This window comes from Halomonas halocynthiae DSM 14573, from assembly GCF_000425725.1.
Classification (GTDB): domain Bacteria; phylum Pseudomonadota; class Gammaproteobacteria; order Pseudomonadales; family Halomonadaceae; genus Halomonas; species Halomonas halocynthiae.
Window position 1 is genome coordinate 33,793 of the sequence record NZ_AUDZ01000015.1, and the last position, 24,215, is coordinate 58,007.

At 55.7% G+C, this 24,215-nt stretch carries 26 protein-coding genes and 1 tRNA gene; 9 read left to right on the forward strand and 18 right to left on the reverse strand.

Annotation, left to right across the window (positions count from 1 at the left end):
• Positions 1 to 20: 20 nt before the first annotated feature.
• The 10 genes from ispG to H616_RS14085 form a co-directional block, all read right to left on the reverse strand.
• Positions 21 to 1,136: a flavodoxin-dependent (E)-4-hydroxy-3-methylbut-2-enyl-diphosphate synthase gene (gene ispG / locus H616_RS0103085; protein ID WP_027966043.1), complete on the reverse strand. Its 1,116-nt coding sequence runs from the start codon at positions 1,134 to 1,136 to the stop codon at positions 21 to 23.
• A gap of 8 nt (positions 1,137 to 1,144) precedes the next feature.
• Positions 1,145 to 2,134: a RodZ domain-containing protein gene (locus H616_RS0103090; protein WP_027966044.1), complete on the reverse strand. Its 990-nt coding sequence runs from the start codon at positions 2,132 to 2,134 to the stop codon at positions 1,145 to 1,147.
• Between the two features lie 84 nt (positions 2,135 to 2,218).
• Positions 2,219 to 2,749 (reverse strand): tetratricopeptide repeat protein, encoded by a 531-nt coding sequence (locus H616_RS14075; RefSeq protein ID WP_051233927.1) that lies wholly within the window; start codon positions 2,747 to 2,749, stop codon positions 2,219 to 2,221.
• 99 nt (positions 2,750 to 2,848) lie between these two features.
• Complete coding sequence (gene rlmN, locus H616_RS0103100; RefSeq protein ID WP_027966045.1) at positions 2,849 to 3,973, reverse strand: dual-specificity RNA methyltransferase RlmN; 1,125 nt, start codon at positions 3,971 to 3,973, stop codon at positions 2,849 to 2,851.
• Positions 3,974 to 4,028: 55 nt separating this feature from the next.
• The gene (ndk, locus tag H616_RS0103105) at positions 4,029 to 4,457 is read right to left on the reverse strand and encodes a nucleoside-diphosphate kinase (protein ID WP_027966046.1); all 429 of its coding nucleotides are present in this window, start codon (positions 4,455 to 4,457) and stop codon (positions 4,029 to 4,031) included.
• A gap of 169 nt (positions 4,458 to 4,626) precedes the next feature.
• A complete protein-coding gene (locus H616_RS0103110; RefSeq protein WP_035572452.1) occupies positions 4,627 to 4,953 on the reverse strand; it encodes a HesB/IscA family protein in 327 nt (108 codons plus the stop codon).
• 38 nt (positions 4,954 to 4,991) lie between these two features.
• Positions 4,992 to 6,140 (reverse strand): aminotransferase class V-fold PLP-dependent enzyme, encoded by a 1,149-nt coding sequence (locus H616_RS0103115; RefSeq protein WP_027966048.1) that lies wholly within the window; start codon positions 6,138 to 6,140, stop codon positions 4,992 to 4,994.
• Between the two features lie 35 nt (positions 6,141 to 6,175).
• On the reverse strand, positions 6,176 to 6,646 hold the full coding sequence (locus tag H616_RS0103120) for an Rrf2 family transcriptional regulator (protein ID WP_027966049.1): 471 nt from the start codon (positions 6,644 to 6,646) through the stop codon (positions 6,176 to 6,178).
• 169 nt (positions 6,647 to 6,815) lie between these two features.
• A complete protein-coding gene (gene cysE / locus H616_RS14080; protein WP_084155685.1) occupies positions 6,816 to 7,694 on the reverse strand; it encodes a serine O-acetyltransferase in 879 nt (292 codons plus the stop codon).
• Between the two features lie 60 nt (positions 7,695 to 7,754).
• Positions 7,755 to 8,573: an RNA methyltransferase gene (locus H616_RS14085; RefSeq protein WP_084155699.1), complete on the reverse strand. Its 819-nt coding sequence runs from the start codon at positions 8,571 to 8,573 to the stop codon at positions 7,755 to 7,757.
• Between the two features lie 369 nt (positions 8,574 to 8,942).
• Between H616_RS14085 and H616_RS0103135 the strand changes: the two genes are divergently transcribed.
• Positions 8,943 to 9,740 (forward strand): inositol monophosphatase family protein, encoded by a 798-nt coding sequence (locus tag H616_RS0103135; RefSeq protein ID WP_027966050.1) that lies wholly within the window; start codon positions 8,943 to 8,945, stop codon positions 9,738 to 9,740.
• Positions 9,741 to 9,958: 218 nt separating this feature from the next.
• Complete coding sequence (locus tag H616_RS0103140) at positions 9,959 to 10,309, forward strand: hypothetical protein (protein ID WP_027966051.1); 351 nt, start codon at positions 9,959 to 9,961, stop codon at positions 10,307 to 10,309.
• A gap of 139 nt (positions 10,310 to 10,448) precedes the next feature.
• Here H616_RS0103140 and secF read toward each other — a convergent pair whose 3' ends face one another.
• The 5 genes from secF to queA form a co-directional block, all read right to left on the reverse strand.
• Entirely contained in the window at positions 10,449 to 11,369 is a 921-nt protein-coding gene (gene secF / locus H616_RS0103145) for a protein translocase subunit SecF (RefSeq protein ID WP_027966052.1), read from the reverse strand.
• 40 nt (positions 11,370 to 11,409) lie between these two features.
• Positions 11,410 to 13,263, reverse strand: coding sequence for a protein translocase subunit SecD (secD, locus tag H616_RS0103150; RefSeq protein WP_027966053.1), 1,854 nt, complete (start codon positions 13,261 to 13,263; stop codon positions 11,410 to 11,412).
• Between the two features lie 145 nt (positions 13,264 to 13,408).
• Complete coding sequence (gene yajC, locus H616_RS0103155; RefSeq protein ID WP_027966054.1) at positions 13,409 to 13,744, reverse strand: preprotein translocase subunit YajC; 336 nt, start codon at positions 13,742 to 13,744, stop codon at positions 13,409 to 13,411.
• A 66-nt stretch (positions 13,745 to 13,810) separates the two neighbouring features.
• On the reverse strand, positions 13,811 to 14,932 hold the full coding sequence (gene tgt, locus H616_RS0103160; RefSeq protein ID WP_027966055.1) for a tRNA guanosine(34) transglycosylase Tgt: 1,122 nt from the start codon (positions 14,930 to 14,932) through the stop codon (positions 13,811 to 13,813).
• 32 nt (positions 14,933 to 14,964) lie between these two features.
• Complete coding sequence (queA, locus tag H616_RS0103165) at positions 14,965 to 16,002, reverse strand: tRNA preQ1(34) S-adenosylmethionine ribosyltransferase-isomerase QueA (RefSeq protein WP_027966056.1); 1,038 nt, start codon at positions 16,000 to 16,002, stop codon at positions 14,965 to 14,967.
• Between the two features lie 146 nt (positions 16,003 to 16,148).
• On the opposite strand from queA, the gene H616_RS0103170 reads away from it, so the two are divergent.
• The 3 genes from H616_RS0103170 (at position 16,149) to H616_RS0103180 (ending at position 17,553) form a co-directional block, all read left to right on the forward strand.
• Positions 16,149 to 16,235 (forward strand) — tRNA-Leu (locus H616_RS0103170).
• A gap of 263 nt (positions 16,236 to 16,498) precedes the next feature.
• The gene (gene rnk, locus H616_RS0103175; protein WP_027966057.1) at positions 16,499 to 16,909 is read left to right on the forward strand and encodes a nucleoside diphosphate kinase regulator; all 411 of its coding nucleotides are present in this window, start codon (positions 16,499 to 16,501) and stop codon (positions 16,907 to 16,909) included.
• Positions 16,910 to 16,935: 26 nt separating this feature from the next.
• A complete protein-coding gene (locus H616_RS0103180) occupies positions 16,936 to 17,553 on the forward strand; it encodes a LysE family translocator (protein WP_027966058.1) in 618 nt (205 codons plus the stop codon).
• Here the strand turns inward: H616_RS0103180 and H616_RS14090 are convergent.
• Entirely contained in the window at positions 17,550 to 18,035 is a 486-nt protein-coding gene (locus tag H616_RS14090) for a copper chaperone PCu(A)C (protein WP_240470519.1), read from the reverse strand. The genes H616_RS0103180 and H616_RS14090 overlap by 4 nt on opposite strands.
• 146 nt (positions 18,036 to 18,181) lie before the next feature.
• Positions 18,182 to 18,571, reverse strand: coding sequence for a DUF7079 family protein (locus H616_RS0103190; RefSeq protein WP_027966059.1), 390 nt, complete (start codon positions 18,569 to 18,571; stop codon positions 18,182 to 18,184).
• Between the two features lie 152 nt (positions 18,572 to 18,723).
• On the opposite strand from H616_RS0103190, the gene fabV reads away from it, so the two are divergent.
• The 3 genes from fabV to rluF all read left to right on the forward strand — a co-directional run bounded on the left by fabV (position 18,724) and on the right by rluF (position 22,119).
• Positions 18,724 to 19,929 (forward strand): enoyl-ACP reductase FabV, encoded by a 1,206-nt coding sequence (gene fabV / locus H616_RS0103195; RefSeq protein ID WP_027966060.1) that lies wholly within the window; start codon positions 18,724 to 18,726, stop codon positions 19,927 to 19,929.
• Positions 19,930 to 20,063: 134 nt separating this feature from the next.
• On the forward strand, positions 20,064 to 21,005 hold the full coding sequence (locus H616_RS0103200) for a GlxA family transcriptional regulator (protein ID WP_240470520.1): 942 nt from the start codon (positions 20,064 to 20,066) through the stop codon (positions 21,003 to 21,005).
• A 94-nt stretch (positions 21,006 to 21,099) separates the two neighbouring features.
• A complete protein-coding gene (rluF, locus tag H616_RS14095) occupies positions 21,100 to 22,119 on the forward strand; it encodes a 23S rRNA pseudouridine(2604) synthase RluF (protein ID WP_205619054.1) in 1,020 nt (339 codons plus the stop codon).
• 1 nt (position 22,120) lies between these two features.
• On the opposite strand, the gene H616_RS0103210 is transcribed toward rluF, so the two are convergent.
• Entirely contained in the window at positions 22,121 to 22,744 is a 624-nt protein-coding gene (locus H616_RS0103210) for a class I SAM-dependent methyltransferase (RefSeq protein ID WP_027966062.1), read from the reverse strand.
• 190 nt (positions 22,745 to 22,934) lie between these two features.
• Here H616_RS0103210 and H616_RS0103215 point away from each other — a divergent pair, with 190 nt between their 5' ends.
• A complete protein-coding gene (locus H616_RS0103215) occupies positions 22,935 to 24,173 on the forward strand; it encodes an aspartate aminotransferase family protein (protein ID WP_027966063.1) in 1,239 nt (412 codons plus the stop codon).
• Positions 24,174 to 24,215: the final 42 nt, after the last annotated feature.

The following is a 24,215-nucleotide window of genomic DNA, read 5'->3' on the forward strand; positions in this document are numbered from 1 at the left end:
GGCTCCTGGATAGTATGGCGTCAGGCATCACGGATGATGATGTCTTGTTCAGCCTGCTGTTTTTGGCGGACCTTGTCGCGAATCAGGCGCTCTAGGTCATCGACCAAGTTGTCGTTAGTCAGCTTTTGCGCAGGCTTGCCGTCAAGGTAAAGCAGGTTTGACGGACTGCCGCCGGTAAGCCCTAGGTCACTCTCCTTGGCTTCACCGGGGCCGTTGACGATACAGCCGATAATGGAGACATCAAGCGGTGTCATGACGTCTTCAAGGCGCTCTTCAAGCTGGTTCATGGTGTCGATTACGTCAAAATTCTGCCGTGAGCAGCTTGGGCAGGCAATGAAGTTGATGCCCTTGCTGCGTAACCTGAGGCTTTTGAGCATATCGAAACCCACTTTGATTTCTTCAACGGGGTCAGCGGCCAACGATACGCGAATGGTGTCACCGATGCCGTCCATTAATAACAGCCCAAGGCCAATGGAGGATTTTACCGTGCCGGAGCGTAAACCACCGGCCTCGGTGATGCCTAGGTGAAGGGGTTGCTCAATGCGTGTTGCCAAGTCGCGATAAGCGGCGACGGCCATGAAGACGTCGCTTGCTTTGACGCTGACCTTGAAGTCGGCGAAGTCTAGCCGCTCGAGGTGGTCGATATGACGTAGCGCTGACTCAACCAGGGCGTCAGGTGTTGGCTCGCCATACTTGCGCTGTAAAGACTTCTCAAGCGAACCGGCGTTGACGCCGATACGGATAGGAATACCGTTGTCTCTGGCGGCGCTGACGACAGCGCGTACGCGATCCTCACGGCCAATGTTACCTGGGTTAATGCGCAGGCAATCAACACCTAGCTCGGCAACGCGCAGAGCAATTTTGTGGTCAAAGTGGATGTCTGCAACTAGAGGTACGTCAACCGACTGGCGAATGCGGCCGAAGGCTTCAGCAGCATCCATGCAGGGAACCGATACGCGCACAATATCTGCGCCTGCCTGCTCCAGTTGGCGAATCTGCTGAATGGTGGCGTCTACATCCAGAGTGTCGGTGTTGGTCATGCTCTGCACCGAAATGGGGGCGCCGCCGCCGACCGGCACGTTACCCACATGTATTTGGCGTGAGATGCGGCGGATGATGGGCGATGTGGCGTGCATGGTCAGACTTATTCTCCCAGTGTGAAGCGTGCGACATTACCGGCAGTCGCGCGACTGCCAACATTCTCAGTATCACCGCGCCATGTCATTTCAACGCCGTTGGCATTGCCAATCGTCAGATTCAGAGGCGGAGTGCCTTCAATCGTGGCATCGGTGCCCGCTTTCTGAAGGCCGGTAAATATTGTCTTGCCACTGGCATCAACAATTTGTACCCATGATTCTTTGTTAAACACCAGGGTAAGCTGGTTGGCGTTAGCCTGGGACGCTTCTGCGTTAGCTTCTGCGCCTGTGTCAGAGGTGGCTGCCAGGGCGGCGGCTTCTTGGCTTGGTGTGGCACTGGGCTCTTGCTCGCCAGCTACCGCAGCGTCTGCCACGGTTTCACTGGCCGACTCCTGATCTGCCGATGGCTGATCAGTGGTCATCGGCGTGCTGAGCTCGGACGACTCTGCTGTTGCCTCAAGGCTGCTGTCGGCGGAGGCCTGTTGCGTTTTGGCCGGCTCATTGAGGGTGATTGTGCCGTTCCGGCTGTCTACCGCTACCGGCTCGCTGTCGCTGGCCGTTGGGGGTTCGTTACCCCCGCGGCTTTGCCACCACATCCACGTTAGTCCAGCTAAGCCAATAATCACAATCAGCGTCATCAGCCGAAACAGCCAAGTGCCGATGCTTGAAGGGCGCTTTTGTAGCTGCAGTGGGCGTGTCTGGATATCAACGGCGTGGTCAGTATCGGCATGGCGAGCCTGATACGCCGCCAGTACGACGTCTGGATCCATGCCCAGCAGGTTCGCGTAACTGCGCAGGTAGCCGCGCCGATAAATCGCCACGGGTACCTCGTCATAGCTGTCATCTTCCAGTCCCTGGATGACCGCTGGGCGAAGGTTGAGGGCAACGGCAACGTCTTCGCGGCTGATTTCCAGTGCCTGCCGTCCATGACGTAGCATCTCGCCCGGGCTGCTCTGTCCTGTGAGCGCATCGGTTGGCGGAAGCTGAGAGTCGTTCATGGGGTCGCATCCTTCATGAAAAATTAGTGTTGTAGCACACGTTGGTTAAACGTTTTACATCAATGAGCTGTGCAGGTTCTGCCGTTATCTTGATGTCGCGTTTTGAAGCTGAGTTGCGTGACTGTTACTAAGCTGACGCTGGCATTGCTCCAGATTGTCGAGCAATTGGGCCCGATGCGCATAGTGGCTGTCATCAGCTGCTCGCTCGAACTCTACGCAGGCGGCGGTAACATGTCCCTGTTGGTATAAAAAAACCGCATAATTGTTACGTGCCTGAGTCATCTCTGGGGCGGCGGTAAGCGCTTTCTGGAACATCGCGTCAGCTTGGTCGATCTCTCCCTGACGGCTATACACAAGGGCCAGTGCCTGGAGTGCTTCGGCATTGTGTGGGTCTGCCGTCAGGGCATGTTTCAGCGCCGTCGTCGCTCGCGGTAAGTTATTGTTTTTGAGGTAAGCTGTACCAAGGCGGGTGTAGGCCGCCGTTACCTCAGCAGTACCGTGTGGTTGTCTGTCGTTGTCGCCAGACAGATTAGCACAGCCACTCAGCAGTAAACCGGCCGAAAAGGCGATAATGCTGAAGCGTAACCGACCAAGGGCGCGTGTGCATCCTGTCATGACATCCTCGTGTTGATGCTGCTCAGAGTCATCGTTTGAAAGCCGTGGGATGCGTTCATCAAAGCGTTGAGGCGTGATGAAGTCAAGCAGACATCATGGTCAATCGGCATCGATCTGAATCGACTGTATATAGCGCTCATGGCGTCGGGTACGATCTTTGACACGTCCAACCAGCTGCCCGCAGGCGGCGTCAATGTCATCACCTCTGGTTGAACGAACCGGTGCAACAAAGCCAAGCTCGTAAAGCCATTGCTGAAAACGCATGACCTGATTGCGTGACGGCGTTTCGTAGCCTGAATGCGGAAACGGGTTAAATGGAATCAGGTTGATCTTGCAAGGCAGCTCTTTGAGCACCTCGGCAAGTTCTTGAGCATGCTGTTGCTGATCGTTGACATCTTTGATCAGGGTATACTCGATGGTGACGATGCGGGCATCACCACACTTGTCCAAGTAGCGTTTACAGGCTGCTAGTAGGGTACTGATGTTATATTTGCGATTAAGCGGAACCAGTTCACTACGCAGCTCGTCGTTACCTGCATGTAGCGAAATGGCAAGGCTGACATCCAGGTCATCGCCCAGTCGCTCGATCATCGGTACCACACCCGAGGTCGAGAGCGTGACACGGCGCTTGGACAGGCCATAACCGTTATCATCAAGCATTAGCTTCATGGCAGGCAAAACGCTGTCATAGTTCAGCAGCGGCTCGCCCATGCCCATCATTACCACGTTGGTTACTGGGCGGTGCGTGCTGCCTTGACGAGGGCCGTCGCTATTGCTGGCAGCCCAAACCTGGCCGATGATTTCGGCAGCCGTCAGGTTGCGCTGAAAGCCTTGCTTGCCTGTAGAACAGAAACTGCAGTCCAGAGAGCAGCCCACCTGTGATGAGACGCACAGGGTGCGGCGTTTACCGTCGTCGGCAGGTATCAGCACGGTTTCCACATAGCTGCCATCTTCCACTTCCAGCACCCACTTGCGAGTGCCGTCACTGGACTTGCCTTCGTAGGCGACACGCGGGCCGCGAATTTCTGCAACTTCATTCAAGCGAGTGCGCAGCGCTTTTGAGAGATTGGTCATGGCGTCAAAGTCGCTGCATCCTTCGTGATGAATCCACTTCATCACCTGGGCTGCACGAAATTTCTTTTCGCCGATGGCTAGGAAGAAAGCTTCCATCTCCTCGCGTGTCATGCCGAGCAGATTCTGGCGTTGGGGGGCTGTGATGGTCATGTTGGTCAGCGGGTTGGTGTGCGGGGCGGGAGACTGCTCTCCCGCCAGGCAGAACTCAGGCGCGCGGGCAAATTTCGCTGGCCTGGAAGAAATAGTCAATCTCACGCTTGGCTGACTCGGGAGAGTCAGAGCCATGAACGGCATTAGCGTCGATAGACTCAGCGAAGTCAGCGCGAATAGTGCCAGCTTCCGCTTCTTTGGGGTTAGTCGCGCCCATCAGGTCGCGGTTGGCAGCAATAGCATTTTCGCCTTCAAGCACCTGAACCACGACGGGGCCAGAGATCATGAAGCCGACCAGGTCGCCAAAGAAAGGACGTTCGCTGTGCTCTGCGTAGAAGCCTTCGGCTTGTTCACGCGAGAGGTGGATCATCTTGGAGGCGACGATTTGCAGGCCGGCTTTTTCAAAGCGGCTCTTGATGTCGCCGATAGCGTTTTTAGCGACGGCGTCGGGCTTAATGATAGATAACGTGCGTTCAGTTGCCATTGGGAGTCTCTCCGGTTGAGTTCGGTGTGTATCTCGCGCTACGGCCAAACGCCACGCCGGATGACCCGGGTGGCGTCTGGCAGCAAATCAGCAGCGAATAAAGTGGAGCGGCGCTAACCGACAAGGCGCAGAGTATAACGCTGTGCGTCGTCAATGAACAATCAGCGCGTCAGACGTTGAAACTCTCGCCGCAGCCACATTCGTCAGTCACGTTAGGGTTGCGGAAGCGGAAGAACTGGTTTAATCCCTCTGAGACGTAATCAACCTCACTACCGTCGAGAACTTCCAGCGCGTCTTGTGCCACAAATACTTTGACGCCGTGCTCTTCAAAGGCAATGTCATCAGTGGTTGCTTCATCAGCGAAGTCGAGCACATAACTGTAGCCCGAACAGCCGCTGGGTTTAACGGAGACACGTAGCCCTAAGCCGTGCCCACGCTCATCAAGTACATGGCGAATCTGGCTGGCAGCGGATGAAGTGATAGAAAACTGTGCCATGAGAACCTCCTTCAAGGCAGTGGTATGTCTGTCAGACCCTAGCGGCGCAGGCCTGTCAGGGCATGGTGCAAGGCGTCTAGAGCATGGTCGATATCGGCCTCGGTGGTAAAACGCCCGATGCTGAAGCGAAGTGATGCCAGCGCCAAGGGGCGAGGTACACCGATCTCCTTTAATACATGAGACGGCTCAACGCTTGCGGAGTTGCATGCAGAGCCGGTGGAAATGGCGATGTCGCGTAATGCCATCAGTAGTGATTCACCGTCGACCTTGTCAAATGCTAGGTTGAGAATGTTGGGAACCGCGCTGTCTGTCTGCGTGTTGCAATGTACGCCGTTAATGTCGGACAGGCCTTGCAGCAGCCGGTCGCGCAGTTGCCGAATGCGTTGCTGGTCTTCATTGTGCTCGGCAGTCGCGATGGCCATCGCCTCGCCCATGCCAGCGATTTGATGAGTGGCCAGAGTGCCGGAACGCATGCCACGCTCGTGGCCGCCACCGTGAATTAGCGCTTCCAGGCGTAGTTGCGCGTCACGTCTGACATATAACGCACCGATACCTTTGGGGCCATAGGCCTTATGGGCAGAAAGAGACATCATATCGATGCCTAGGTGCTTAACGTTCAGCGCTATTCGGCCTAGCGCCTGGGCGGCATCCGTATGAAAAATGGCGCCGTTGGCATGAGCAACTTTAGCGAGGGCAGCCAGATCATTGATGCTGCCCAGCTCGTTGTTTACTGCCATCAGCGACACCAAAAGGGTGTCGTCGCGCATGGCATCGCTCAGCGAGGCCGGAGAGATGCGGCCGTCAGCGTCGGGCTTTAGCCAAGTGACATCAAAACCTTCTTCTACCAGGGCCATGGCCGAGTCGATGATCGCTTTATGCTCGATAGTCGAGGTAATCAGGTGTCGCCCCCGGGCTCGATTGGCACGCATGTAGCCGATTAGCGCTAAGTTGTCGGCCTCGGTAGCGCCGCTGGTCCAGACAATTTCGCGGGGGTCGGCGCCAATGGCGTCGGCCACTTGGCGGCGGGCATTTTCTACGGTTTGTTCCGCTTGCCAGCCCAGCATATGGCTGCGTGATGCAGGATTGGCGAAAATACCGTCCATGGTTAAGTGGCGGCTCATAAGGTCGGCAACCCGAGGGTCTACAGGCGTGGTTGCGGCGTAATCGAGGTAGACAGGTGAGTTCATTGTTTGGGCATATCCAGAGTCAAGTAGACAGGGAATCAGGGAGAGGTCGCCGGAATGCGTTTGTCACCCATGTTGCGGTGCTGGCGAAGAGCAATTTGACGTGTCTCTTCGCGTTGAGCCAGTGAGCCCAGTGTGACGCTGGTAAGGTACGTATGAATCTCGTCAGACAGCTCGCTCCACAAGTGGTGCGTCAGGCAGGTATCACCCTGTTGGCAGTCAGACAGCCCACCGCAGCGGGTTGAGTCGACTGACTCATCAACGGCGTCAATGATGCTGGCGATCGAGATGCTAGCTGCGGGCATCGCTGGGAGATAGCCGCCACCGGGGCCGCGCACGCTGTTAACTAGCCCTCCTCGCCGTAAGCGAGCAAACAGCTGTTCTAAGTAAGACAGCGAAATTTGCTGGCGCTGGGAAATGTCGGCCAGGCTGACGGGATGGCTCTCGTGGTTGAGTACCAGATCAAGCATGGCGGTGACGGCATAGCGTCCGCGGGTGGTCAGGCGCATGGGGTCTTCACCTCGGCGCCGAGAGCGTCGGCGAATGGTCTGTCAAAATAACCTGAAAGATGCCGCATGTTGCGTCCCGCACGCTGCACAAAAAGAGGCTGAACAGTGCTAGGACAGCGATTGGCGGCAATCACGTTCCTGTCATTATCGTTAAACCCGACCATATTGGTCAACCTTTGCGCGTTGGCGTCTCCGTCGGGGCCGCGTGATGGTGCGTTGTTTGGTGGCTGCCTGTTGCGTTTGCTGCGCTATTTTTGGGAGGTTCTTCGGGGTCAGCCAAGACGCCATCGAAGTCGGCGTCGCGTAGTTCAGGCAGCTCATGGTCCTGAAAGTTGGCATCCATTTTGCTGAGCGCTTCGCACATCTGTTCCATGCGCTCGTCCATGGCATGAATATGGTTGAGCATGGCTTGCATCGAGCGCGCGACGGGATCCGGCATATCTTCGCTGATGCCATAGGCATCAAAGCCGAATTTTTGGCAGATCGCTTCGCGGTGTGCGGGGTCGATTTCGAGTGTTTTCTCGATATCGGGTTCGGCACGTTTGACGATCTTGCCGGGAATCCCAACCACCGTTGCCCCCTCGGGAACCTCTTTGGTTACCACGGCATTGGAGCCTATTTTAGCATCTGCACCCACGGTGAATGGGCCAAGAATCTTGGCGCCAGCGCCAACGATGACACCATTGCCTAGCGTTGGGTGACGCTTACCCTTATTCCAACTGGTGCCGCCCAGGGTGACACCCTGATAGAGCGTGACGTCATCACCAATTTCGGTGGTTTCACCGATAACGACACCCATGCCGTGATCGATAAAGAAACGGTGGCCAATGGTGGCGCCAGGATGAATCTCGATGCCGGTTAGCCAGCGAGCAAGGGTTGAAATGCTACGCGCTAGCCATTTTGCGTTGTGTCGCCATAGCCGGTGGGCCAAACGGTGCCAGAGTAGGGCGTGCAGGCCCGGATAGTTGGTTAGTACTTCCAGGACATTGCGTGCCGCAGGGTCTCTGTCGAATACGCTGTTGATGTCTTCACGCAGGCGTTGAAACATGAAAAAGCAATCCGGGTCTCGACGATATGAGTCTCGTCAGGGTGAGTGGGAGTAACATATTTAGTGTGGCTCGTCGGAGCGATGTCTCGCTTTATCCTGCGGCGACGGGACGTTGTTCATGGTTTGGCGTTCGGTTGCGGTAAGAATGCCGCGCAAGATGTTGAGTTCCAGACGCTCAGGGCGCGCTCGTAGAGTAAAGCGGCGCAGGCGTGCCATCAATTGCCGAGGAACGGCGGGATCATGGAAGCCTATTGTAATCAACGTGCGCTCAAGGTGGGAAAAATAACTCTCAAGCTCTTGGTGGCTTGCCGGAGCCAGGTCATTGCTCTGGGTGTTATCGTCATCACTTGCGGCGAGGGGGCGACTTAGCGCACGGTTTTCGGCATCAAGCCAGGCCAGTCGGCACTCGTAAGCCAGTACCTGCACAGCAGCTGCTAGGTTAAGTGAGCTGAAATCTGGGTTAGTGGGTATGTGAACATGGGCGTGACAGCGTTGCAGCTCATCATTAGACAGGCCACTGTCCTCGCGGCCGAATACTAGTGCGACGCGGCTTGCTGTGCCACTAAGCTCGTCAGGCAGACGCTCTCCCAGGGCGCGCGGTGTAATCATTGGCCAAGGCAGGGTGCGTGAGCGAGCACTGGCACCAACAACCAGGGTGCAGTCGGCGACAGCGTCTTCCAGGGTGCTGGTTTTGCGCGCGGAGTGTACTAGGGCGTCAGCGCCAGATGCGCGAGATACGCAGTCGGCCGTAATGACCTCACAGCGTGGTGCCACCAAGGCAAGGTCGGCCAACCCCATGTTGTGCATGGCGCGGGCGACGCCGCCAATATTGCCGGGATGGCTGGTGCCGATCAGAACAATGCGAATACGTTCGAGCATGTTGGTGGGGGGCATAAGTAGTGAGCCTAGCGTTGACAGGGTGATAGGAAAGCTTGGTGATAACAGTAGCAGGGTTGCCAACCGCTATGATGGCAGAGACGCCAGGGTGCGGCGACTATCCAGGAGAGATACCCCACGCTTGTGCTAAAACTTTCATCAGGTGATGCGTTGTAAACCAATGAATTGGCGATTTTATCATGAGTTTTCATGCACACGGTTGAAGAACCGCTGTTTATGAGTGTGTTTCTGGCATGGCGTCGTTTATTGGTATCTGCTAGGATTCGCGCCGGTAAGTACCGTCGACCGAGCCCCAGGCTTGTTGACTGAGTACCCTCGTTCTTTAACACCTCCGACTCCCAAGGCCCGATCATGCATCCGATGGTCCAATATGCGCTGCGCGCCACGCGCAGTGCTGGTGAACAGTTTCTGCGCATCCGTGAGCGTATCGAGAATGCGCGCGAAGAGCATAATCTTGAGCGCTTGCTGGAAGAAGCGGCGCGCAACGCTGAGACGTTGATCGTGCGTCAATTATCGCGCGGCTATCCTCAGCATGGCGTGGTAGGACGCTTTACTCCGCAACGTGATGGCGAAGGCGAAAGCCGCGACGTAATGTGGCACATTGAGCCCTTTCACGGTTACGCCAATCTAAGCGTGGCGTCGCCTGGTTTCGCTATATCCGTGGTGTGTGCCATCAAGGGCCGTGTGGAGCATGCGGTGGTGATTTGTCCGTTCAGTGATGATGAATACCTGGCAAGCCGTGGCGCTGGCGCGCAACTTAATGGCAAGCGTTTGCGCGTGCGTGCGACAACTGCGATTGAAGGGTCTCGGGTTGCGATGGGTTTACCAGTAAGCTGGTTACGCTCACGTTGTTTGCCGGACTACTTGAAGCTAACAGAACTGCTGGCCCCCCAGGTTGAGCAGTTCCGTGCTAGCGGAAGTGGCTTGTTGGATATGCTTGAGCTTGCATCGGGGCGCGCTGATAGTGTTCTGGTCGCAGGCCTTGAGGAGCAGGACTTGTTGGTTGGCAGCTTAATGATGAAGGAGGCTGGCGCATTGGTCAGCTCTCTGGACGGTCAACCAAGGGTCGTTGCGGAGGGTGGGTTGATGGCGGCCAGTCCGCGTCTTTACAAGGCGATGCTTAGGCAGCTTCAACCGCATTTTTCTTGATACTGTGATGCGCGCGCTCGATTAATCGATTGCTGCACTCTACTGCGCCCCGTAGCCTTTGGCTGCGGGGCGCAGTGCGTTGTAACAACGCTGTTACTGAGGCGCTAGGGCGTGTAACGTAACCTGTTCGGTATGCCAATCTGTCTGTGCCGAAAATGATGACGATGGCTGAGTCACTGAGACCAGTCGCGAACTTCTCTACGTTACGAGGAGCAACGATGCAGCCGCTGAATTACTACTATTACAATGTGCTGGAGAGCTTTGAGAAGCCCAGTGATGTTCCTGCGGTTCAACTTCAGGAAGGTTATGATTTGCTGTATCACTATGGCGGCCGGGTAGAAATAGACCTGGTTGAGCGTGCGCAGAAGGCTCACGCCGACGGCCAGTCATTCCCTTGGTATGAGGCGCTGGATGACGAGCAGCGTGATAAGTTACGACAGGCGCTGAGTGATACCAATCCCGCCAAGATTCTTAAGCTGATGCAGCGAAATGGCTATGCCAGTGTGCTGTATCAGCACGCGCGAAAAGGCTATCCGCCGGAACCGGCTGAGCAAGCTGGTGCATCTTAGGCTGCTTTCGGCGCCATAAAGCCAAAGGATGTTCAGTGCGACACTAAACAGCCCCGGTGCGTTGGATGGCGCATCGGGGCTGTTTTTTGTGCAACCTGTTGATTGGCGAGCAGCAGGTTGTGTGAGGCCTGCTGTGGCGTTAAGGCAGTTCTTCTTCGTGTTCTTCCTTGGGTGGCGGAATCAGATCCGCGCGCTTCAGCTTGAGCGGCAGCAGCAGGGCTGACGACACATAGATCGAAGAAAAGGTGCCGATAATGATGCCGAGTAGCATAGCGATCGCAAAGTTATGGATCATCTCCCCGCCGAGAAAGACCAGGGCAAGTAATACCAGCAGTGTGGTGCCTGATGTAGCCAAGGTTCGCGATAGGGTCTGGTTGATCGACTCGTTGAAAATCTGCGCCATGTCATCAATGCGGCTGCGGCGAATGTTTTCGCGTATCCGGTCATAGATGACAATGGTGTCGTTCAACGAGTAGCCAATAACAGCGAGTACAGCGGCCAGCACCGTGAGATCAAACTCTATGTCAAATAAGGCAAAGGCCCCAACCACAATGATGACATCGTGTACCAGTGAGAGCAGTGCACCAATGGCAAACTTGTATTGGAAGCGTAGCGCGACATAAACCATAACGACGCCAAGGGCTATCAGCATGCCCATGCCGCTTTGATCGCGTAGCTGGTCTCCCACTTGGGCACCCACGAACTCTGCGCGTATCAGTTCTACCTGTGTGCCGCCTTGATTCAGGAGATCAGTTACCTGAGCGCCGACTCCAGCGTCAAACGCTTGCTGTAGGCGGATCAGTACTTCGGTAGAGGCGCCGAAGGTTTGTACCGACACATCCCTGAAGCCTGCGCTTTCAAGTACCTGGCGCACTGTTTCCAGCGCTGGAGCGCTAGCGTAACGAACTTCGATCAAGGTGCCGCCGGTAAAGTCGAGGCCTAGGTTTAGCCCATTAATGGCAATGGCGAGAACCGAGACCAGCAGCATAATGGCTGAGGCCACAAAGGCCAGCTTGCGCCGACCCATGAAGTCGATTTGTCGATTAACGAGGGTTGTCATAGCCGCCCCTGAAATGGATAGAGAAGTTGAGAGCGCATGATCAGATCCATAGTTTCTTCACCGGTTTGCCGCCATAGCGCCAGTTAACGATGGCGCGCGTTACCATTAGTGACGTAAACAACGACGACAAGATGCCCAGTGACAGCGTTACAGCAAAGCCCTTGACGGGGCCGGTGCCTACTGAGAACAGGATCAATGCGACCAGCAAGGTCGTGATATTGGCATCGACAATCGACGTGAAGGCGCGCTCGTAACCGGCGTTGATGGCTTGCTGAATCGAGAGTCCGTTGCGCAGCTCTTCACGGATACGTTCGAATATCAGCACGTTAGCATCAACGGCCATGCCCAGTGTCAGCACGATACCGGCAATGCCGGGCAGTGTCAGAGTCGCACCCAGCAACGACATGGCAGCGAGCAGTAATGTCAGGTTGAACGTCAACGCAATGTTGGCGAACAAACCAAACATCTTGTAGCGAAGCACCATGAAGATTAGCACCAGTAATAGGCCGACCTGGACGGACAGTACGCCGCGTTCGATATTTTTCTGACCGAGGCTAGGTCCGATGGTGCGTTCTTGCGCAAAGTAGATAGGGGCCGCCAGTGAACCGGAGCGCAGTAGTAGGGCCAAATCAGAGGCTTCGGTGGGCGAGTCCAGTCCAGTAATACGGAAGCTGTTGCCCAGCGCGCTTTGAATGGTGGCCAGACTGATGATGCCGCGCTCCGTGTAAGGTGTACGAACAATGACGGGCTCGCCATCCTGAAGCACGGTGCGGTCGCGAGTCTTGTGCTCGATGAATACCACTGCCATGTTACGCCCGATGTTGGTGCGTGTGGCGCGGTTCATCAAGGTGCCGCCTGTGCCATCCAGGTTGATATTAACCTGAGGGCGGCCGTTTTCATCAAAGCTGTTGTTGGCGTTGGAGACGCTGTCGCCGGTGATAATGACATCGCGCATCAGTGCGGCTTGGCGGCCTTGCTGATTACGAAATCCAAGTGATTCGGTCTCGGCGTCAGGCGTGTCGCCACGTGCTTCGAGGCGGAACTCCAGGTTAGCTGTGGCGCCAATGATGCGCTTGGCGGCGGCGGTATCTTGCACGCCGGGCAGTTCAACTACGATGCGGTCCGGCCCTTGGCGCTGAACCAGTGGCTCAGCCACACCCAGCTCATTGACGCGATTACGCAGCGTTGTCAGGTTTTGATTGATAGCGTAGTCCTGAACCTCATTGACCGTTGCCTCTGACAGCGTCATAACCAAGCGCGCGCCGCGTGCTCCAGTCTCTTCGCTCTGGTACTGAAACCCAGGAAAGCTACGGCTGATCAACGCGCGTGCCTTGTTGCGGTCTTCGCTGTTCATGAAATCCATGCGGATAGAGTTGCCGCTGATTTCGGTATTGCGATAGCGAATGCGTTGACCGCGGAGCTCTTCGCGCATAGCGCTGGCGTTGACCTCCAGGCGCTGCTTAACCGCAGCTTTCATGTCAACTTCGAGCAGGAAGTGCACGCCGCCACGCAGGTCAAGGCCCAGCGTCATCGGTGAGGCGGAGAGTGACTCCAGCCAAGCAGGTGTTGATTCTGCGAGGTTCAGGGCGACGGTGTAATTTTCGCCCAGTGCGTTGTTGATTATGTCGCGAGCTCGGATTTGGTCGTCTGCATTTCTTAGACGAATCAAGGCGCTATCGTCACTCAGCTCAACGCTTTTCGTGGTAATGCCGGCATCGGTGAGCGCGGCCTCGATCTGCGTCAGACGCTGGTCGTCAATGATGGCAGCCGGGCCATCGCTGCTGATTTGTACCGCCGGGTCCTCAGGGTAGAGGTTGGGCAGAGAGTAGATCAGGCCGACAGTGAGGACCAGAAGTATCAATAGATACTTCCATAGGGGATAACGGTTGAGCATGGGCGCTCTGCCCTCGGGTTGCTGATGATGGGTGCAGCGTCTTGCCATCACGAGCATCGGGCAAAGCGGCTAGGCGGGCCTCGCCACGATGATTGCAGGCAGCTCGCGCTGACTCAGTCAGCGCGAGCAGACGCAGCGGGTCAGGTCAGATGGACTTGATGGTGCCCTTGGGCAGTACGGCGGCTACGGCGTTCTTCTGCACGTTGACCTCAGTACCATCGGCGACTTCTAGAGTCAGGAACTCGCTGTCGTCGCTCACCTTGGTGATGCGTCCTAACATGCCGCCACCGATGACGATCTCGTCACCTTTGGTCAGGCCGCTGATCAATTGCTTGTGTTGCTTGGCGCGCTTGGACTGTGGGCGCCACAACAGAAAGTAAAAAATAAGCACAAAACCGACCAGCATAACGATCTGGGCGATACCGCCACCGGCAGCCGCGCCTTCTTGAGCGAGAGCCGGAGAAATGAAGAAGTCCAACATGGGGGAGTGTCTCCTGAGGTCACGAAAAAAGTGGCCATTAACTGGTCATGCAAGGTGTTATAGCCGTTATGTCAGGGGTGCAGGAGGAACCGGCAGACCGCGCTGCGCGTAGAAACCTTCTACGAAGTTCGCCAATGTACCCGCTTCGATGGCACCGCGCAAACTGGCCATCAGCCGCTGATAGTAGCGTAGGTTGTGAATCGTGTTGAGCATGGCACCTAGCATTTCGCCGCAGCGATCCAGATGGTGCAGGTAGGCGCGCGAGAAATTCTGGCAAGTATAGCAGTCACAGTCTGTTTCTAGTGGGCCCGTGTCATGGCGATGTTTGGCGTTGCGGATTTTTATCGTGCCGTCAGCGGTAAACAGGTGGCCGTTCCTGGCGTTGCGGGTTGGCATTACGCAGTCAAACATGTCTACGCCGCGGCGCACGCCTTCAACCAAGTCCTCTGGCTTGCCGACACCCATCAGGTAACGCGGTTTGTCGGCTGGCATCCAGTTGGGCAGGTAGTCGAGCACTTTAATCATCTCTTCTTTGGGCTCGCCCACTGAGAGGCCGCCAATGGCGTAACCGTCAAAGCCGATTTTTTCTAGCCCCTGAAGCGATGCCTCGCGTAGTTCGCTGTACATGCTGCCCTGGATGATGCCAAACAGCGCTGCGGGTGAGTCACCATGGGCGATGCGCGAGCGTTCGGCCCAGCGCAATGACATTTCCATGGAGCGCTTAGCAACCTCGAAGTCGGCAGGGTAAGGCGTACACTCATCAAAGATCATGACGACGTCAGAGCCGAGTGAGCGTTGCACGGCCATGGATTCTTCAGGGCCCATAAAAACCTTGGCGCCGTCGACGGGTGAGCGAAAATGCACTCCTTGCTCGGTAATCTTGCGCATGGCACCGAGAGAAAACACTTGGAAGCCGCCAGAGTCGGTCAAAATCGGCTTGTCCCATTGGGCGAAGTCATGCAGATCACCGTGGGCTTCAATCACCTCAACCCCAGGGCGCAGCCACAGGTGGAAGGTGTTGCCAAGGATGATGTCGGCACCGATGTCTTTGATTGACTCGGGCGTCATGCCCTTTACGGTGCCGTAAGTGCCAACAGGCATAAAAGCGGGTGTTTCCACTGTGCCGCGTGGAAACGTTAGCCGCCCTCGGCGTGCGCGGCCCTCAGTGGCCAGGCGCTCAAACTTCATGAAACACTCGTTTCGCATGGGGTCTCTCAGGGTCAACGGGTTCGAGTCAGGTACATGGCATCGCCATAACTGAAAAAGGCATAGCCCTCGCGGACCGCCTCTTTATAGGCAGTCATCACTGTGTCAAAACCGGCGAAGGACGACACCAGCATTAATAGGGTCGACTCTGGTAAGTGAAAATTAGTGATTAGTGCGTCGACAACGCGCCATTCATAACCTGGGTAGATGAAAATGTCGGTATCGCCGCGATAGGGGGCAATCTGGCCGTCGCTGCTATTCAGGCAGGCTGATTCCAGGCAGCGTACGCTGGTCGTGCCGACGGCAATGACGCGGTTACCACGTGCTTGAGCGGCACGGACTTGCTCGCAGACGGTTTCGTTAACCTCAATCCATTCGCTATGCATGGCATGGTCGCGAATGTCGTCAGCGCGTACGGGTTGAAAAGTGCCGGCTCCTACATGCAAGGTAACAAAAGCGCTTTCCACTCCGTTGGCTGCTAGTTTGCTGAGTAACGTTTCATCAAAATGTAGCCCAGCGGTAGGGGCGGCCACAGCGCCGTCGCGGCGTGCGTATACGGTCTGGTAGCGTTCACGGTCAGCCAGTTCATCTTCACGTGTGATATAGGGTGGTAGCGGCATGTGGCCATGGCGCTCTAGCAACTCAATGAGTGGCGTTTCACCCGCGAAACGCAATTCAAATAGAGCTTCGCGGCGGCCTTCAACTACCGCTTTGATGCCGCCTTCAAAAATCAGCTCGGTACCTGGCCTGGGCGATTTGCTCGAGCGTAGGTGAGCGAGACCACGATGAGCATCCAGGGGGCGCTCTAGTAGCATCTCAACCTTGCCGCCGCTGGCCTTATGGCCATGCAGGCGAGCCGGAATGACTCGAGTGTCGTTGAATACCAGCAAGTCGCCTGGGGCGAGTTTGTCCAGCAGGGCAATAAAGCGCTGATGTGAGAGCTCGCCACTATGGCCATCGACACACAGCAGACGGCAATCGCTACGCTGTTGTGATGGGTAGCGGGCAATTAATGTGTCAGGAAGTTCGTAGTGGAAGTCGGCGCGCTGCATGCGGGAATCCGTGGTCTGGCGGCTGTTTTATGCTAATGGAAGTGGCCGACTGGCTGCTCGGCAGGCCGCAAGGATACCGTTTTTCGTGCTTTAAGTCAGGTCTTTGATTGACCTGAGCCAAGACATGAGTATAATTTGCATCCGTTGCCGGTGTGGCGGAATTGGTAGACGCAGCGGATTCAAAATCCGCCGCTGGAAACAGTGTGTCGGTTCGAGTCCGACCACCGGCACCATTACCATTGAAATGCAGCGTACTTGCATTGCTGATTTCTCTCTCCGTTTTTTATCCCGATACCTATGTTGCTTTTGGCCTGAGTCATTTTTTGACCTGAGCCTCACTCGTTGGCTACGCTATTTTTCTTGCGTGGCTACTCATAGCTATTGTGATGTCGTACAGTATATTTCTTGTCAGTCCTTCGCTCTCCAATGGGTGAAGGGCTTTTTCGTTGGTGAATTACTTCGCGGCTATGAAGCCGGGTGTCGGTAGGAGCTATCTATGTCTCAGCGTCCCCCTTTGATTATTAACCGGCTTGATGCCGAGCGATTACAGCGTTTGATTGATGACGCTGAAACGGGTTTTGATGTGGTCGATGCGCTGGAGGCAGAGCTGGAGCGCAGCGACGTGCTGGAGCCCGAAGACATGCCTGATGATGTGGTGAGTATGAACAGCCAGGTAGAGTTTACGGATATTGGTAAGGATCGGCGCTTCACGCGTACGCTGGTTTATCCGCATTCGCTGGCTACCACAGAAGACGGTATTTCGGTGATGGCCCCAGTAGGTGCCGCATTATTAGGGCTGCGTGTTGGCGAAACGATAGAGTGGCCGTTGCCGGGTGGCCAAACCGCTACGCTGCGTATAGAGACTATCTTGTGGCAACCTGAGCGGGAAGGGCAGCTGCACCGCTAAATGAACCGAGTGCTGAAGGGAAGACAATGTCGCTGACCTTATGGGCGTCACTGGTTGCCATCTGTGCCATGGGTGCCATGTCGCCAGGGCCCAGCTTGGCAGTTGTACTGCGTCATACCTTGGGTGGTGGTCGTTTGGCGGGTGTGATTACCAGCGTTTCACATGCTTTCGGTGTGGGGTTTTACGCGCTGCTAACCGTCTGGGGGCTGGGTGAGTTGATTGAGCGCACCCCGTTACTGTTTCGCGCTATTACCTGGAGTGGAGCGCTGTATCTGGCCTGGCTGGGCATTAAAGCGCTGCGAGCTGGTAAGGCGGGTGCGTTAGAGGCTCAGCCTGCTCGGGCGGGCTACTGGCAGGCGGCAAGGGATGGCGTGTTGGTGGCGCTGGGTAACCCGAAGCTCATCGTGTTCTTCGTGGCGCTGCTTAGCCAGTTTGTTACGCCTGGTATGAGCGATATGTCGCGGCTAATTATCATACTGACGGCCATGGTCATTGATGGCGGCTGGTATGTGTTAGTGGCGATAGGGCTGTCGCACTCACGCGTGCTGCCCTGGCTGCAAGCCCACGCTCACTGGATTAACCGCGCCACAGGTGTGATGTTGTTGCTAGTTGCAGCGCGGATTGTGTGGGCAGCAGCAGGTTAGGCGTTTGGCATGGAGTGTGACATGTCGCCCATGGGGGCGACCTCAAATTCTACGTCGATATCTTCCCGTGCTTCGAACTCTAGTGTGATGGGGAATGTCTGCCCTTCGGTCAGCGGGGCTTCCAGACCGATCAGCATCAGGTGGTAACCGCCGCCAGGGCGCATAGTTAGCGGTTCGTTTTGGTTGATATCAATGTGTTTGACCTGGCGCATGACCATGGTGTCACCTTCCATGCGCATGATATGCAGCTCGACCACTTCGCTGGCGGGTGAGCGGGCGCTGACGAGCGTGACTGGGTCGCCGGTAACGCGAATGTCGGCATAGGCACCAGCATTGGTTGCGCCAGGTGGTGTGGGGCGAGCAAAGGCGTTGGTGATATCCAGTTCGGACGGGCTGGTGCTTGCCAGAGCTGCCGCAGGGAGTAACAACGAGCAGAGTAGTGCTGATGCCAGGTGGCGCATGATAGTGGGGTCCTTGCTCATGGTGAGTGAGGGCGCTGTGCTGCAACTGAGCTGCAGTAGAAAGCCGTTTTGTCAGCGTAGGATAGTGCGGCTGTCGCGCAGCACAAGTGACAGAGTGCCGCAACTAAAGGGCGCTTCATGGCGTTGCGCTGAGGCGCTGGGGAGGCTTAGGGGACGGCATCGCCGCGCGAGATCATCAAGCGCTCGGTTAGCTCAATCCATCGCTGTCGAGCCATCATGGTGGTAATGCCTGAAAATAGTGCCCACCCGCTGCGCCGCCAGCCGGTCAGGCGCAGATTGTGTGCCACCAGTTGGCGCATGAGCTGGTAATCATCACGTTGTTTCCAGTCGCCGACCAATGACATCTGCCGCCGTGACATCACAGGCGCCAGTTCCAGACGAAAAATCCATTCCAGCTCTTTGATAGTGAGGTGGTGGCGCTCGATGACCTCGATCATGCCGAGATAGTCGGTTTCGCGTGGCTCGCGATCTAGCCATAGCGGTGCTAAAGCCAGCCATAAATCGCCGCGTTGATCGACGAGTTCCTGAGCGTTCATATCACGTCCTCATGAGTGTCCGTGTATCCTGCATCAGGCTTCGGAATCTCTCAAGGGCGGACAGCCCGAGCCAGTATCGCTAGAATGTGCCCATCGTCGAGTTGCCTGGCAGCGCCAGGTCCTCAGTTTGCTGTGAAAAAAAGGGGTCTGTCGTGATTATTAAGCCTAAGGTCCGTGGTTTTATCTGCACTACTACTCATCCTGTTGGTTGCGAGAAAAATGTGCTTGAGCAAATCGAAGCCACTCGAGCGCGTAAACTGAACGCCTCCGAGGGTCCTAAAAAAGTGCTGGTGATTGGTGCTTCAAGCGGCTACGGCTTGGCGGCGCGAGTTACGGCTGCTTTTGGCTACGGCGCGGATACGCTGGGTGTGTTTTTTGAAAAGCCTGGCACGGAAACGCGTCCGGGTACGGCGGGCTGGTACAACAGTGCTGCTTTCGACAAGTTCGCTAAAGCCGAGGGGTTGTATAGCAAGTCGATCAACGGTGATGCATTTTCCCATGAGGCGCGCGCTAAAGCGATTGAGCTGATTAAGCAGGACATGGGGCAGGTTGATCTGGTGGTTTACTCGCTGGCCTCGCCGGTACGTAAGCTGCCTGATTCTGGCGAACTTAAGCGTTCCAGTCTTAAGCCGATTGGTGAGACTTATCGTGCGACCGCTATCGATACCAATAAAGACGTCATTATCGAAGCGGAAGTAGAGCCGGCCACCGAACAGGAAATCGAAGATACCCGCATTGTGATGGGGGGTGAAGACTGGGAGCTATGGGTTGATGCACTAGATAGCGCCGGTGTGCTTGCGCCTGGCGCACGTAGCGTGGCTTTCAGTTATATCGGTACAGAGATTACCTGGCCCATTTATTGGCATGGCGCGCTGGGCAAGGCCAAAGAAGACTTAGACCGTGCCGCTGGAGAAATTAACCAGCGCCTCGCGGCCAGCGGTGGCGGCGCTAATGTGGCGGTACTCAAGTCTGTTGTTACCCAGGCTAGTGCTGCAATTCCTGTGATGCCGTTGTATATCGCTATGGCCTACCGAATTATGAAAGAGCAAGGCTTGCACGAGGGTACCATTGACCAGCTAAACCGTCTGTTTGGTGAGCGCTTGTACGCACTTGGCGACGAAGGCATGGTCACGGATGACAAGGGGCGTTTGCGCTTAGACGACTGGGAATTGCGTGAAGATGTGCAGCAAGCTTGTCAGGCGTTGTGGTCACGGGTGACGACGGAAAATCTGTTTGAGATCACCGATTATGCGGGCTACAAATATGAGTTTCTTAAGTTGTTTGGTTTTGGGCGCGATGATGTTGATTATGAGGCGGAAGTCAGTCCCGTCGCTGAGTTTGACGTAGTCGCACTCTAAGTTGAATTAGCACACGCCTGCGGCTGTGGTTTATCAGACGTTTGGGTAAGATAGCTTCTCACCTTTTTTCTGAGCACAGGCCGCAGACGTTGCAACACATGCCCAACACCGCTTTTTATCGAAAGCAGCCCGTCATGACACGCCATATTGGTGTGGTGGCGTTGCCGGGGTTTTCGTTGCTCGCTCAGGCATGTGCCACAGAGCCTATGCAGGTGGCGAACCGGTTGGCCGGTCAAACGTTGTATCGCCTTTCGATGTTTGCTGTTGATGAGCGCCCTGTCGTTAGTGCGTCGGGTCAGATGTTGATGCCTCAGTCTATTGTGGGGCAGTCATCAGAGCCACTGGATATGCTGATGGTATGCGCGCCGGTTCCTCTGGTGGCGAGTGTGCCGCAGCCTCTGCTTGAGTGGCTACAGCATTTGAGCACGACGCGAGTGGTGTTGGCAGGTATTGGTGGTGGCACGGAAGTGCTAGCGTGTGCTGGTGTGCTGGAGGGCTATCGTGTGACATTGCCTTGGCCTGGCTTTGCCGCCTTTGCTGATGAATTTCCAGGCATACGCCTGTCTCGTCAACTGTTCGAAATTGACCGCGAGAGGCTGAGCTGTGGTGGTGGTACGGCAGCCATGGACATGATGATGACGCTGATTGGCAGCCAGCACGGTAATGAGTTGGCGCAACAAATCTCGGAATACTTTGTGTTGGAGCGCATTCGCATGGGGGATGAGCCTCAGGAAGTGCCCATGAGCACTCGGCTACGGCATGCCCCTCAAAGCTTGACTGATGCGCTGGCGCTGATGGAGGCCAACATCGAAGAACCGCTGACAACGCATGAGTTATCAGAGCACTTGGGTATCTCACGCCGTCAGCTGGAACGGTTGTTCAAGAAATTTCTGCAGGTGGTGCCCAGTCGCTACTATTTGAGCCTGCGTTTGCAGGAAGCGCGTCGACTATTGCGTGAAAGCGACCGTAGCGCTGGTGATATTGCGCTCTATACCGGCTTTTCTTCGGCGGCTCATTTCTCTACGGCCTACCGTAACCACTTTGGTATGACGCCCCGAGAAGAACGGCTTCGATAAGCTTAAGCTGTTGTACTGCACGTCAGATAAATACGCTAAGTAAGGTTCAGAGAGTTGTTTTTTTGGGTTCTGTCGGCTGACAGCATTATTATTGATGGCACACTCTCCTGCTTGTGCTGTCTTCATTCGTAACGGTTTTTTCATGGCATTGGATAACAGCGATACCCGTCTCAACAAATTTATCAGCGAAACTGGTATTACCTCGCGCCGTGAAGCCGACCGATTGATTGAGGCTGGCGCGGTTAAGGTGAATGGCCGTCGCGCAGAGATGGGAATGCGGGTGACGGACGCTGACCATATTACGGTGCGTGGCAAGCCGTTACGCGCTAAGCCTCGGCCCGTTTATCTGCTTTATAACAAGCCCGTCGGCGTCACCTGTACGACCGATCCCGCTGATCCGACCAATATTGTTGATGCGGTTAAGTATCCCCAGCGAATTTTTCCCATTGGTCGCCTCGATAAGCCTTCTCAGGGGTTGATACTGCTGACGAATGACGGAGATATCGTTAACAAGATCCTGCGGGCGGGTAATGCTCATGAGAAGGAATATCAGGTAAGAGTTGACCGCCCGATTAATCAGGACTTCATTGATCGCATGGGGGCGGGTATTCCGATTATGGGAACCGTGACAAATCGTTGCGCGGTACGTCAAACTGGGGCCAACAGCTTTACTATCGTGTTGACCCAAGGGTTGAACCGCCAGATTCGCCGCATGACTGAGTACTTGGGTTATGAAGTGACCTATCTCAGACGAGTCCGGTTGATGAATATTCAGCTTGGGCGAATGTCGCCTGGCCAGTGGCGAGAGCTGAGCAGCCAGGAGATGGCCACGCTGGAGAGCATGCTTGGCGATTCGAGCAAGACGCAAGAGGCGTCAGTGTCTAAGCGTCGGGCTTCGTCGAAAAAGACAGCAGTCGCCAAGGATGGGCAGAAAACCCAGCGTGCTCGAGGTCCTAAAGGCAACGCAAGGGCCGGCGGAACGACAGAGCATAAAACGGGCCAGGCGCGTTCGGCTTCAAAACGTCAAAGTGCCAAGAAAACAGCCCCAGGCAAGAAAAAATCTACCCATGCTGCGCCAGGTAAATCACGTGTTCGCGCGCGCCGTAGGCCGTGATTCACGGCGTTGATTTTTTCGCTAGGAGTGCGCGAAACAGCGAACCCATCAGTACGGGAGTATCACGCTCAATCATAAAGCCAGCGCTTTCCAGCAGCGGGCGTGCCTGCCGGGTAATATCAGTGGCGATGGTTGTAGTGATGGTATTCAGGGCTCGCCGTATTATGCCGGCGGGACGCTTGTCTGACTGAAACTTGTCTAAAACGCATAGCTGGCCGTTAGTTTTTAATACCCGGTGAGCTTCCGCCAGTCCGCGCTCTGGGTTGGGGATCACCGCCAGCACCAAATGCGCAATGACCACATCGAAGTGGTCATCAGGATACGCAAGTTGCTCTGCATCCATTTCCTCTATCTGCACGTCTCTGCCCAGTGCTTCAGCGCGCTGCCTGGTGCGTTGCACCATGGCTGGTGAAAGGTCGGTGGCATGAAGCTCAACCTCCTTGGGTAGCCAAGGTAAGTCTAGGCCGGTTCCAGCGCCCAGTAAGAGCACGCGCATGCCTGTTTGCCATTCCACTTGTGCCAGGGCCGCCTGGCGTGGCTGGCGAAATACCTGGTCAGCCACGGCGTCGTAGACAGGAGCATAAAGTCCGTAGCGAATGCGATTCCATGCGGTGGTGTTAAACATGACGGTGGCCTTTTGCTCTGAATTATTCGGCGTTTTCGGATCCGGTGCCGTTTTTTAGTGTATTGGCGGGGTGGAGTCCCACTTTTCACAAATTGCCGTCACATTGCTGAAAGTCTCCGCCGCGCGTGCTCCCTATACTCAGGGGAGTCCTTAAACAACATAACGTCGATACAATCCAATGGAGCCTGACATGACACATACCCCTGTGCGTAGCGATTTTGATCAGTACATGGTGCCTAACTATTCGCCACAGCAGGTGATTCCTGTGCGGGGTGAAGGAAGCCGCCTGTGGGATCAGCAAGGTAAAGAATACATCGACTTCGCTGGAGGTATTGCCGTTAATGGGCTTGGCCACTGTCATCCGGTATTGGTTAATGCGCTGAAAGAGCAGGCCGACAAGCTGTGGCATCTATCTAACGTTTATACCAATGAGCCAGCGCTGAACTTAGCTCGCACGCTGGTTGAGCACAGCTTCGCCGACAAAGTTTACATGTGCAACTCTGGCGGTGAGGCGAATGAGGCGGCCTTAAAGCTGGCGCGGCGTTGGGCTTATGACCAGCATGGCGAGAATAAAGACCGCATCATCTCTTTCCGTCAGTCCTTTCATGGTCGTACCTTCTTTACCGTCAGTGTGGGCGGGCAGCCTAAATATTCACAGGGTTTTGGCCCAGTGCCGGGTGGCATCGTGCATGCCGAATTCAACAATCTCGACAGTGTCCGCGAGCTGATCGATGCGAACACCTGTGCGGTGATGGTTGAGCCGATGCAGGGCGAAGGCGGATTGATTCCTGCCACGCCTGAGTTTCTTGAAGGCCTGCGCGAGTTGTGTGATGCCAATGATGCATTGCTGATTTTTGATGAAGTACAAACAGGTGTGGGCCGCACAGGCGCTCTTTATGCCTATATGCAGTATGGCGTTACCCCAGACATTCTGACCACCGCCAAAGCGCTGGGGGGAGGCTTCCCAGTAGGTGCCATGTTGACCACCGACCGCATCGCACCAGCGATGGGTATCGGCACACATGGATCGACCTATGGTGGTAATGCGCTGGCTAGTGCTGTTGCGTTGGCAGCGGTTGAGTATATTGACACCCCTGAGGTATTAGAGGGCGTGGCAAGGCGCCATGAATTGTTTCGTGAGCAGCTGGAAATCATTAATCGTAAGCATGGCGTGTTCAAGGAAGTTCGTGGCATGGGCCTGCTGATGGGCGCACAAATGAGCGACGAGTATCAGGGGCGTGCCAAGGATATTCTGCCACTGGCCATTGAGGAAGGTGTTATGGCTCTGGTGGCTGGGCCTGATGTGTTGCGCTTGGCGCCATCGTTGGTCATTCCTGAGGCCGATATCGTAGAAGGTATGGCGCGGCTGGATCGAGCTATTGCTCGCTTAGTTGCGACTCAACAGACGGCCGAGATCGCCACTAAGTGAGCGATACCTTGGCCCCTACGGATACCGGGCCCACCGTTGGAG